Annotated in this window: 10 protein-coding genes and 1 pseudogene; 7 read left to right on the forward strand and 4 right to left on the reverse strand. The window is 32.5% G+C overall.

The genetic code is table 11. The annotated features are described in order from the left end of the window. Positions 1-114: 114 nt before the first annotated feature. Positions 115-549 (reverse strand): peptidylprolyl isomerase, encoded by a 435-nt coding sequence (locus KQI85_RS10760; protein WP_216576089.1) that lies wholly within the window; start codon positions 547-549, stop codon positions 115-117. 461 nt (positions 550-1010) lie between these two features. Here KQI85_RS10760 and KQI85_RS10765 point away from each other — a divergent pair, with 461 nt between their 5' ends. The 3 genes from KQI85_RS10765 (at position 1011) to KQI85_RS10775 (ending at position 3168) form a co-directional block, all read left to right on the forward strand. After that, the gene (locus tag KQI85_RS10765; protein ID WP_216576106.1) at positions 1011-1388 is read left to right on the forward strand and encodes a GntR family transcriptional regulator; all 378 of its coding nucleotides are present in this window, start codon (positions 1011-1013) and stop codon (positions 1386-1388) included. Positions 1389-1654: 266 nt separating this feature from the next. Beyond that, positions 1655-2500, forward strand: coding sequence for an ABC transporter ATP-binding protein (locus KQI85_RS10770; RefSeq protein WP_216576090.1), 846 nt, complete (start codon positions 1655-1657; stop codon positions 2498-2500). Then, the gene (locus tag KQI85_RS10775) at positions 2500-3168 is read left to right on the forward strand and encodes an ABC-2 transporter permease (RefSeq protein ID WP_216576091.1); all 669 of its coding nucleotides are present in this window, start codon (positions 2500-2502) and stop codon (positions 3166-3168) included. Before KQI85_RS10770 ends, KQI85_RS10775 begins: the two co-directional genes overlap by 1 nt. 1 nt (position 3169) lies before the next feature. Here the strand turns inward: KQI85_RS10775 and KQI85_RS10780 are convergent, their stop codons facing one another. The 3 genes from KQI85_RS10780 to KQI85_RS10790 form a co-directional block, all read right to left on the reverse strand. Next, a complete protein-coding gene (locus KQI85_RS10780) occupies positions 3170-3409 on the reverse strand; it encodes a type II toxin-antitoxin system YafQ family toxin (RefSeq protein WP_371820602.1) in 240 nt (79 codons plus the stop codon). Between the two features lie 55 nt (positions 3410-3464). Beyond that, complete coding sequence (locus KQI85_RS10785) at positions 3465-3737, reverse strand: type II toxin-antitoxin system RelB/DinJ family antitoxin (protein ID WP_216576092.1); 273 nt, start codon at positions 3735-3737, stop codon at positions 3465-3467. A 428-nt stretch (positions 3738-4165) separates the two neighbouring features. Then, entirely contained in the window at positions 4166-5029 is an 864-nt protein-coding gene (locus KQI85_RS10790) for a YitT family protein (RefSeq protein ID WP_216576093.1), read from the reverse strand. 1444 nt (positions 5030-6473) lie between these two features. Between KQI85_RS10790 and KQI85_RS10795 the strand changes: the two genes are divergently transcribed. The 4 genes and pseudogenes from KQI85_RS10795 to KQI85_RS10810 form a co-directional block, all read left to right on the forward strand. Next, entirely contained in the window at positions 6474-7577 is a 1104-nt protein-coding gene (locus KQI85_RS10795; RefSeq protein ID WP_216576094.1) for a hypothetical protein, read from the forward strand. 42 nt (positions 7578-7619) lie between these two features. Then, positions 7620-8948, forward strand: coding sequence for a hypothetical protein (locus KQI85_RS10800; protein ID WP_216576095.1), 1329 nt, complete (start codon positions 7620-7622; stop codon positions 8946-8948). A 343-nt stretch (positions 8949-9291) separates the two neighbouring features. Further along, positions 9292-12465 (forward strand): hypothetical protein, encoded by a 3174-nt coding sequence (locus KQI85_RS10805; RefSeq protein ID WP_216576096.1) that lies wholly within the window; start codon positions 9292-9294, stop codon positions 12463-12465. Between the two features lie 160 nt (positions 12466-12625). Beyond that, positions 12626-12878, forward strand: a pseudogene (locus tag KQI85_RS10810) (hypothetical protein); the annotation flags it as partial.

Raw genomic sequence — 12878 nt, forward strand, 5'->3', positions numbered from 1 at the left:
GACTAAGAAAATCCCAGATATACTCAAAAAGTACTACTGGGATTTTCTTAGTCCTATAGATCATGCCCGAATATATAAACATATTCAGGATAACAAAACTCAATTCATTATATGTTAGTTAGCATCATTAACTTCAATGAGTTCGATTTCAAAATTAAGTTCTTTGCCAGCCATATCATGGTTAGCATCAAAAGTAATATGTGTATCGTTAAGATCGACAACTTTAACAGGGAAAGGCTGTCCCATAGGTCCTGTAAGGAATACCTTCTGTCCGACTTTAAGTTCTTCTGCACCTGGAAGTTCGTTTATAGCAACAGAAAAGATATTCTGAGGATCTGGCATACCATAAGCTTCTTCAGGCATAAGATGAACTTTAATGCTCTGACCAACTTCCATATCCTTAACAGCATTATCAAAGCCTTCAATCATCATACCAACGCCACATACAAATTCTAATGGCTCTCCACGATCGTATGAAGAATCGAATTTAGTTCCATCGTTGAAAGTTCCAACATAATGAACTTTACATCTCTTATTTTCGTTATTCATAAAAATAGTCCTCCATATATTAGTGTATACAGGTACATAATAGTACACTTTAATATATCATTAAATCAACAATAAATCTAGCCAAAAAATGTAAAAAATATAAAATTTTTTTACCAATTTTTTACATCTTTAAATCCTCAATTTTCCCAAATTTTAATCACATATTAGTTGCATTAATAATGCTATGATAGAAAAATCATATATTACTCATGCTAGGGTAGATTGATGTTTTCAATGATTTTAAAATAGACTATTGACAATGTATATATGAAGTGATATTGTGTATATACAACATATACAATATTCACATTCGAATCAAACTTATTATTTTATTAATTCTAATTGATGATTAAGAGCAATACCTGATTAGATAGGAACTGTTTGAATTATAGGTTAATTGGAATCAAAAGTATGATTTGGATTAGAGATTGTAAGATAATATGTATTAAGAAGGTGATTATATTAATATTTTACTTAGCAATAGCAGTGATAAACCAATATATGAGCAGATAATATCTCAGGTAATCGCTCAGATAATAAGTGGAGAATTAAGTCCCGGAGATTCATTGCCTAGTATGCGTGCATTGGCAAAAGATCTTAGAATCAGTGTGATAACAACCAAGAGAGCTTATGAAGAACTAGAGCGTCTTGGTTATATAATTACATCGGTAGGAAGAGGCAGTTTTGTAGCTGAGACTAATACAGAACTTTTACATGAAGAGAAGCTAAAGATTATAGAAGAATATATTGGAAAAGCAGTTGAGGAGGCAAAGATAATAGGACTTAGCGAGGAAGACATAATAGAGATGGTAAAACTTAACTATGAGAATATTGATTAGACTGAAAGCCAGTTAGATTATTAATCAATAATGAAGGCAAGCAGATTACTTAGTAGTACTGAAAGCCAGTTAGATTATTAATCAATAATGAAAGCCAGTAGAATACTTAGTAGTACTGAAAGATGGGTAGATTATTAATTAATAATGAAGATAAGAGAATTAATTAGTAGTACTGAAAGCCAGTCAGATTATTAATTGATAATAATACAAGTAGATATTTGTATTAACAGATATTATAAAAATGAGAGAATGAATGAGGTAAAAGTATGGATTATGCATTAAAGCTTGAAAAAGTTAATAAGAGATATGGTGATTTTGAGTTGTCAGATATAACATTTTCCGTACCAAAGGGAAGTATTGTTGGTATGGTAGGCAAGAATGGAGCCGGAAAGACAACTACGCTAAAGGCAATACTTAATCTGATCAGTATAGATTCAGGTAAGATAGAAGTCCTTGGCAAAGAATACACAGACACACAGATTAGAGAAGATATAGGCGTTGTATTTGCCGATAGCGATTTTAACGAAGAATATAATAGTGTTAAAGTCAATTCGCTTATGAGAAAAATATATAAAAAATGGGACGAAAAATATTATTATGAGCTGTGTGACAGATTTGAGATTAGTAAAGAGAAGAAAGTAAAAGAGTATTCAAGAGGAATGAAGATGAAACTGAAGTTATGTGTAGCACTTGCACATCATCCAAGTCTATTATTGCTTGACGAAGCAACCAGTGGGCTAGATCCAATAGTAAGAGAAAATGTTCTCGATATACTATTTGAATATACAGAAAACGCACAACATTCGGTGATACTATCATCTCACATAACAAGTGATCTAGAAAGAATAAGTGATTATATTCTCTTTGTTGAGAATGGAAAAATCCGATTCTTTGAAGAAAAAGATACATTACTAGAGAGTTATGCAATTATACGCTGCAAGGAAGAAGATATTAAGCGTATACCACAAGAGATAATAAGAGGAACACAAAGAGGAAACTATGGATGCGATATTCTTATTAATAATCAGAATAATGTATCTAAGGATCTAATAACAGACAGAGTATCAATTGAAGATATAATATTATTTTTATCAAAGGAGAATGAACGATAATGAAGGGTTTATTATATAATGACTATATGTCAATACAAAAAGTTTTAAAGACGGTAGCAATTATAGTAGTATTATTTGGCACACTTGCAATAATGTCTGGTAATGTAATGTTTGCAGCTAGTTATATAGAAATAGTATTCGTCTTAATGGTTCCTATTAATATCTTTTACGCAGATGAAAAAAATAAATGGGAACAGTATGCATTCACAATGCCAATCTCAAAGAAACAATACGTTTTGGAAAAATATATTTTTTTCCTTATAGCGCAGTTATTCGGATATATTCTATCATACATAATTGTATTGTGTGCATATCTGCATAATAAGACAAGTGTGGATAATGATATATTTCCTATGATTAATGTTGTATCAGCGGTATCAATGTTCATCGCAATATTAGGAATTCCAATTCTGTTAAAATGGGGAGCAGAAAAAGGAAGAATAGCCTTAATAGCAATAATGATAATTCCTCTTATACTTATAAAGGCATTAGAAAGCAGTCATAAGCTAACAGGAGTATTAGATGCATTTGGAAAATATATAGTGGATACAAAAATAGTAGAAGTTTTTGAGGACACTTATGGATTAATACTATTTATCCCAATGTTCATACTATATGGAATATCATACCTGTTGTCACTCCAGATATATAAGAAAAAAGAATTCTAAATCAGATATTAAATGAGATTACTAGAGCAATTAAGTTATATTGAAAAAAGCACCTACTATTTCTGATAGGTGCTTTTTGAATTACTATAATGAGCAACCAATCTGGTTCAATGTGGCACTCACGTGTGCCTTTATAGTTGCCTGTAAGATCATGGTCTCTGTATTTTGCTTCTAGCGTATCGCCATTCGCCAGAATATCAATTACCTCAAATAGCTTATCAAGATTTTTGAGGTAATTGATATTCTGGCAAGCTTTAAATCCTTTTTAAATTGATTGGTAAACTGAATATCGTATTTCATACATCGAGAGCTTCCTTAAGTGCATCCATACTGGAATAACGTGGAGCAGAAGGATCCTTCATCATTTTTCTGCCTTCCTCAATGGCAGCGGCTGTAGTATCATTCGGTACTTCCAGTTTTAATTCAAAAGGAATACCATGCTCACGGATAGCGGTTCTCAGGAACATATTTACAGCAGTTGTCATATTTAGACCAAGCTCATTGAAGATTTCCTCTGCTTGCTCTTTGACTGCCTTGTCTGTACGAATATTTAAATTAGTTGTTGCCATACAGAACACCTCCATTCAAGTATAGTATACTCAAACATGTGCCTAATGTCAACACACTGTCATTATATGGGATACATAAAATTCTGCTAAAATGCATTAAAATCCTTCTGCTGATAAAAAGTGAATAGTAATAGAATAATGTATAGCAAATGATAAAGTGTAAATAGTAATAAAACAACGAATAGCAAATGATAAAGTGTAAATAGTAATAAAGCAACGAATAACGAATGATAAACTATAAATTCCAAGTTAGAATAAGATAATAAGAAAACCGTCATATACCCGAATTATAAATTAATATAACGGATATATGACGGTTGATTACATATCTATATTGTAATGTTCTATCTAAGTTATCATTTTATTCATTAACATTAACAAACATTTTAATTTGATAATATAAAATGTTTGTTAGTCAAAGCAAGACTCTAGTTAAATCCTCTAAAACCTTTACCAATAATCTCACTGCTGTTAGTAATCATAATAAATGCAGTAGGTTCAGTCTTTTTAACAAAATTCCTAAGTTCAACAGCCTGACTTCTTCTCATAACAGTGAGAATTACAGACTTATTCTGATGGGAATATGCTCCTTGTGCCTGATAGACAGTAGCACTTCTGTCAAGTTCAGTATGTATAAAATCACATATCGGCTCAGGATTATTACATATAATTGTAAAATACTTACAAAGATTAATATTCTCAATAGCTGAGTCAATAACAAGTGATTTTGCCATAAGACCACAAAAAGAAAACAAACCAGTCTCTGGATCAAATACAATAAATGCTGCAAGGGTAATTAAGAAATCTACTAAGAATAAAGCCATACCAATGTCAAAGTGAGTATATTTCTTAAGTATCATCGCAATAATATCAGTTCCACCACCAGAAGCATCCATATTGAATAATATCGCAGCACTAAGAGCAGGAAGTACAATGGCAAATACAAGCTCAAGTACAGGTTGTGAAGTTAGAGGATGGCTCATTGGAAAGAATTTTTCAAGTGCACTAAGTCCTAAAGATGATAATAGACTGACATATACAGTCTTAATACCAAAACTTGCACCAAGAAATATGAAACCAAGAACAAGAAGAGCAACATTTATAATAAAATTATAAGTACCTGCTGACAGATGAAATACCTTAGCAAGAATGACAGAGATACCTGTTACACCTCCAAATGAAAAGTTATTTGGGAATTTGAATACATAGACACCAACTACTAATAATATGGTAGCAATTGTAAGCATCGAGTATTCTTTGAGTTTGTCAATGACGACTTTTTTTGAAATCATAGTAATACTTTATTCTCCTTTTTAATCATAAGCGTCTTTTATGTCTGATTATTATTGGTTAGCAGATGTATAACTAACAACTGCAGGTGAATAATTAAAGCATGATATGTATAATTGTTATCAGACACAACTTTTATTTTAACACATTGTATATGTAAGGTCAATTATAGGAAACGGCTAAATATATTAAAAAATTTACCAATATTGATTAAGATTGTAAAGATTAATGTTGAATATGGCTAAGAAAATTAAGTTGAAAATCAACAGGATATAATTTGATAAAAAACTTAGGATAAACTATAAAAATAAACTATAAAATAATTATAAAATATATTAAAAAAGTGTAAAAAATTTACGACAATATTGTACTGTTGTTCTTATTGGGATTATTGTATTTATTAGATTACTGTATTATGGTACTTATTAAAACTATTGTATTGTTAGATTAATAAAAATCATTAAATCATTATGGACGAAGTTATTAAATGCCCTAATGGTTCTTAGAAGTTCTTAAAAGTTCATTATATAAAAATCCAATGAAATTGAGTATTAAAGTGGGAATTGATATTACGTTATGCGTTATAGAGTATGAAAAAAGTTGTCACTATATATATATATATATATATATATATATATAGGTTGACGCAAAGCGTATGTGTTGTATACTATTATTATAGAAAAAGAATATAAATGTTAGATTAATTCATCAGTTTTTATTTATTATTAGTTAGAAATTAAAAATTAAAAATAAAACCAAACAATAGCTTTTAAATTTTTAACTGTATGTGGTAGGTAATAAGAGATGAATTATATACATTCTAAGATATTCTTTTGTCTATACTTGCACATTGATAATTTCATATTGCTAATACCTGGATTCGGATTATTGTTCATATTTTGATTATGCTTATTATACATTGTAACCGTAGTAATTATATATGCCAAATGTATTAATGTATGTGTTGGTATTTACATATATACTTACTTATATCTGTTTTTGGCATCTGTATTGATTTTTAGCTTCTTAGTTTAGTATTTACATAGTTGTGAGCATCATTAATGCAGTATATATAAAATCAACATTAAGAACTTAAACTTACTTCGTCATTATTCAGATCAGTGCAAATTTGTTTGCACTGACTGATAATTCCTCGAACGTGTAAGTTCTTAAAGTTGTTTTGAACATACTGCATTAATGATGCTCACAAGGTATGGATGTATTGTATTATGTTTCATTTATGGATATATGCATAATATAAGATTATGTATGATTATAAAACGATTTGATGAATACAAGTATTAGATTGATAAAGAGTATAAGACTCAAACAATGTTTTTCTAATATATATTATATACCTGTATCTGTTTATCTGAACTATTAAGATAATGTAACTGATAATTTAAGGATAAAACCTAACGTAGAACAAAGGAGAAATATATTTTAATGCTAGATAATATTAAAGACACTACAATGGAATTTGTTATGAGCAAATTCCTTGGCATTATTAAAGAAATAGGCAATGATATACTTTCTGAAAACGCTTTAAAAAAAGCCTGTGAGAGCAGTTCTAGTGATAAGAGTGATATTATAGAAGCAAATATGCGACTGATATCAGATGCTTTGGAACAGGATCTTAACCAGAATGTTATGTATACTGAAGATGAGTTAAAGAAAATATTTGATGATTCTTATAACAACTATATTAAAGATGATACAAGTGATGAGATTAAGGACGAACTCTGGGAAAGGTTCCGTCTCTATATGCCACAGTATCTTAGAAGATATGAAGAGTCTCTCTCTGTTGGTGATAAGAGAATTCTTCAGGAGATGAGAATTACACAAGACAAACTTAAAGTTCTACTGGAAAATAATGGTGAAATACTTCTTTTTAATAAAGAGGCAAAAAAAGAACTTGAAAAACTGAATGAACTTAAAAGCCTGCTGCCTTATGATAATAATATGGCACGAGTTGATTTCAACAGAATATATGGTGTAAGAATTAACCCTTATCAGCCTATAGCTACATACTACAACAACTGTTTTGATTTTGACATATTAAAAAAGGCAGAAGAATCAGAAGACAGAAATTCATATGACTTGGATGAGCTTAATGATGTATTCGAGCTTAGATTCCTTATCAAAAATATCGGTAATACTGATATTACAAAAATCTCTGTTGAAAATGTGAATATTATGTATGCATCCACGCAGTTTGATTCTTCAATGACGGACGGATTGAGTGGCGGGGAAATAATTGCTGTTCATACTCAAAAAGTTGAGAACAGTCATACTATCATTCCTAATGCTGAAGATTATGTTCACTTAATACTTACTGCAGATGATGAGAGTGTACTTGAAAGTGGAGCATTTAATGATTTGGGTGAAACAGGAAGACTGTATATGTCATTCACACTTGGCTTAAAAGGAAAGACTGAAACAAAATATGTATATTATCTTTTCTTATCAAAGCGAATTCCATCTAATGATAACGATTATATATATGGCGGTTATACAATTGATGATGTTATATTTGCAGAGATTCAATAAGTCTGCAATATCAATTAAAAGACAAGAGAGGAGCTGATCTTAATGATCAAAAAAACAAAGACATGTAATAAGATACTTGGAGGTATAGGCATTGCAGTGGTAATAGCTTTACTAGTAGCTATTCCTGCTGTCGGCAGAAATTTAAAACACAATAATAATACTGAAGCTTACTTAAAGGAAGTTAGAGATGCCATTAGCAATGTGTACAAAGAGAACCCATATATGGAAGTCAGTGTAAATGATAATGCTGATAAAGTAAGAATGGTTTATAACAGCAATAAAGAGTGTTACTTAGAGAGTATGGATAGTAGCTACTTATATTTAAACAACAACAAAGCAATAGATTTATCAAACTATGTAGTAAGTTATGACTTAGATTGTTTAGCAGAGTTACTAAAGGGTATAGAGTTAGTTGAAAATGGTGATGCTGAGATTGATTGCAGTGTAATCAAAGGAATTAAGCAGTATACTATTAAAATGAACAGTGTAGATGACATAAAGAAAGTTTATACTGATGGTGGAGATAAATACACATCAGATATGATAAGTGATAGATTAGGTAGCTTTAAAGATACAGATAACACTTCTATGACAATGGAAATAAGTGTAGGAGAGAGTGGAAAGCTAGGTGCAGAGATAGTAGCAAGTACAGGCACTGAAGAACATACAGTATGGTCTTTTGATGGATACCTTAAATTTAAAGATTGGGAAGTAGATAGTAAAGCATATACTATGGATAATCTCAAAGACAATGAGAAAGAGGAAGTGGTGAATAAGGTATTAGTAAGCATAGATACTCAGATACAGGAATACACAGCTAGTAATAATAAGAGTGACATAGATTTATTAAAAGGAGTAGAATTAGCAGACTTAGAAAGTCAAAGCAGTGAAGAAGAGACCACAGCCAACAGCCAAGAGAACAACAGTGAGCCATCAGAGAGTAGCACAGATGTAGTAACAAATACAGTAGATACTGCAAATGTAGCAAGTAATACAGTAGAGAGTGAGCAAAGCAATCAAAATGTAGATACTAGTAATGATACTGTTGTGGATAATAGTAATGTACCGGAGAATGGTGGAGATAATGGCACTAATGATAGTGTATATACAGATGGTGGCAACAGTGGAGATACAGTAGATGTTGCTGATAATAGTGATTGGAATACTAAGATTGAAACGGATGATAAAGGATTTAAGAGTGATATGTGTGGTGGAATTGGTGGTGACTATATAGTACACGAGGGAGACCAAGCAAGACACGATGTTGGTGATAGTGTAACTGTATCGAGTTTATACAGAGATATGATAGAGATGGGATATACGGAAGAAGATGCTTTGGCAGAATTAAGAGCTGCTGGGTATAACGTATAAGATATGACAAAGAGTTTGTACAGAGTAGTTGATACTCTTTATTTTTCACCCTTAAGTTATAGATATAGACTTGATAGACAATCAATATATAATCAAATAGTAGGATACAGCTCAAGCAATCTTTGTTGATACTAAGTTGTTTTATATAGATAAAATTAAGATTAAAGGGAAGAGTAAATAAACACTCTTCCCTTTTTCGTGGAAGTCACAGTTTATACAGGCAACCTAAAATCTCTCTTTCTCAGCTGAAATACATACTATAAGTTGTTATAAACACAGTTTATAAAAATTTATTTAATAAACAAAAAATAGTAAACAGCGAGGAAAGGAGAGAGAAGATACTATGAGAAAAAGAATTAAGTCTTTAATAGTTACAGCAGTAGCTACAGTAATGGCAATTAGTTCCCTAAGTGCAGTAGGAACACTAAGCAAAACAAGTGTATATGCTGCTAGTGGTGGAGCTAATGGTTCTAGTGATGGTATCGGACATAATAGTGGTGCGTCTGGTAGTGGACAAGGCACTGCTAGTGGTAACAGTGTACAACGTAGTGGTGGTGGCTGGAAGATAAGTATAGTTTATACAGGACAAGGTTTATACGCACCAGAAGATGAAAGCACACAACCATTATACGGAGCAAATGGAATAACACCATTATCAATCAGTGGTGCAAGCGGAGTTCCAAGTGGATACCTAGACAATGGAAGTATGACAGGAAGATATGGAATAGGAGCAGTTTATTTCACCTGTGACCCTGACAAGAAAGAGTATGCACTTGGAAATGATTTAGTGACAGTAGGTGATGAGAGAATTGCAGATTACACCTACAATTCTCCACAAGAAGTCTTAGAGGCTATCGACAATAACTTAGCAGAGGGTTTATGGGAGTTCAGTGGACAGGGCAATGGATATAATTACACAACAGAGGACGTAGCGAATGATATATGGAACGCTTTCGGAGAACAGTGTAACCTATTTGATAGTGCCACACAGATTAACAATTACTTAAAAACAGATAACATAGCAGAAAACATCACTACCAAAGAGCAAATAAACAGAAACACAGATATGGCGTATGCTATGATAGCAATGATGAAATTTGGGCACAGAGATAATGGAGAAGTAAGCAATACTATCAATGAAATAGTACAGCGAGTAAAAGACAATAAGGGAGAATTTATGATACTTGTAGAGCCAATGGCATACATAAGATATAAAGGTGAATATATGTTTATAACACCAAACACTTATGCAATGGCAACTTCACCATTAGATGGCAATACCTACACAACAATGTCACAGAACATAGACAATATGTACAATAATTATTGGAGACCAAGAATAGCTGGTAATTATGACCTATATGCAGACATATACACCTATTTCAGTGGAATATTAGCCACAGATGATAAGAGCAAACTTACAGGTGCTCTGTCAAAGGGTTTATATGGCAGTGGACCAGTATCATCAAGCAACAGACTATCAGTAAGACAGAGTTATTTTTCAAAAGCCATATACAGTGGACCAATAAAATGGGAGAATGGCAGATTAGCATACGATGATGGCAATGACACAGCCTATGCAGGATACTATGGCAAATGGGGTTGGACATCATTTGCAAGTACAGACCTATTAAAGAAAAGCAATGCCAAGAAAGTAATGTTAAATGTAATAAGCAGTGTAGTAACAACTAATGACAGCACACCAGTATACAGTGTATCATTTCAAGGAGACTACAATGAATTAGGAGATGCCCTCTTAACAGATTACAGTAACAAGGTAAATGACATAATCAGTTCAATAATAAGCAACGAAGAGGACAGACTAACAGACTATGTAAATGGTGGAGAGATACCAACAGATGATGCGATGGTAAAAAGCATAGTAAACAAGATACTAGATGATAATGACATCACCATAGAGGGAGAGAATGGAGAACAGGTTTATATAGCTGACCTGTTCAAGACAGAAACAGACAATTATCAGAAGTTATGTGGTATAGTTGCCGGAATGTTACAGACAACATTAAGTGGAGGAACACTAGATGATACATCAGTAAGCAGTATCAAGAACCTCATATTATATGCAACAGCACAGAGTGGAATTAACAACATACCAGTAGCAAGTATCAATCAGTTAGACAGCAGATTAAAGATAACAAGTGGTGGAGGCTATAAATATTTAGGAGTAACACCAGAGAGTAACATCAATGTAGGGAAAAAAGTAATAATAGGAAGTATATTAGCACAGGGGCTTAGCAATGACACAGTAGAAAGTGACAGTACACTAAGTTCATTAAAAGTAGACACAACAGCAGTGCCAAGTGAGATAAGCAGTGTAGTAGAGAATGTTGCAGAGAAAGCCTATTGGTTAACCTCATTAACAGCAGACGCAACTAAGGAAATAATAAACAAAGACCTCACATACACAGACAATGCTGGAGAAACAATCAGTGTAAGTGGGGATATAAAGGGGAACATATCAGAGGTCACTAATTTAGTAAAGATATTCAATGTAAACAGTGACTTAAGCATAAGAGGTTTATACAGCATAGGCTATGACACAGTAGGCAATCCAATAAGGGTAGCACTAGACAGAAGTGGAGAAAAGACACAGACAAACACAGTACAGACAGTAAAAGGTGGGTTTGATGCTGAGTCAAAAGAGATACAGCAGTTAATAACAAGATACTTAGCAGACAGTGAGATATTTATAAAGAAGAGCATAGGGAACACAAGTTATGAAGAGATAAACCAGAGATTAAGTAGGGAGTTGCAGTGGAGAATAGCAACATACTTAGACATAATCGAGGACAGACGAGTAGGAGTAACATACAGCACAGTAAACAGTACAGAGAGACTAAGCAGTGGAGATAACACAAGTGGAATTACAGTAGATGGAATAAAGTTACCAACAAGTAAAGTATTATGCTACATAGACAGTGCAAATGCAGAGCAGTTTGGAGCAGAGCCGGTATTAGGACAGAATTACACATACAAAGTTTATAGTAGCACAACAGGGTTTGACAGTGATGCCAGAGCAATGGTAAATCAGATGGTTTATGGTGCTTGGGATAACACAGCAAGCACACAGGAAAAAGTAAACAGCCTAGTAAGTGCAACAACAACAGACCTAGGAGCAAGTGCATTAAAGTATGGAGATATATTAGGTGGTTCAGAGGAGCTGGCAAATCTGATACCAGCTTTTTACAGTAAGAAAGCAGAGGACAATTACACACAGATAATAAATGTAGTGAACCCAACAAATGATATAGCATACTGTACAACAAATGGCACAAATAATTTTGTATTAGAGATGAACTCAAACAAATATATGGGACTTATGAAATGTATAATGGCAACATCAGTAAACACAAAGAATAAGACAGCAGTTGCCATAACAAACACAGATGGAAGCTATACAGCATATTATCCTGCTAGTTCAACAGTAAAGACATATTTCTTTACAACAGGGTTAATAGGAGTACCATACGAGGAAAGTAAAGTAGAAGCAAAGTAAAAATTAAAAAAGCGAAAATATGTTTGCACTTTATTATTGCATATGATATACTAATAGTACTAGTAATAGCTAATAGTGTTGTTAGTATATTATATACAGTAATGGTTGATAGTGCTATTAGCATACTGACAAGAAACATACAGTTAAGAGAGGATTTTTAATGGCATCAACTAATGAAAACGTAGGTATTAACCGTACTTACAAGGACAGACTTTTTAGATTAAGATTCGGTTCCGAAGAGTATAAAGAGGATATGTTATCACTTTATAATGCACTTAACGGAACTAATTACAGCAACACAGAAGATATCAGGATAACAACACTTGATGATGTAATATACATGAAGATGAAGAATGATATATCAATTCTTCTAGACAGCAACATGGTTTTGTGGGAACAGCAGAGTTCGATTA

Origin of the sequence: Falcatimonas sp. MSJ-15 (genome assembly GCF_018918265.1) — a bacterium.
GTDB lineage: Bacteria > Bacillota > Clostridia > Lachnospirales > Lachnospiraceae > Falcatimonas.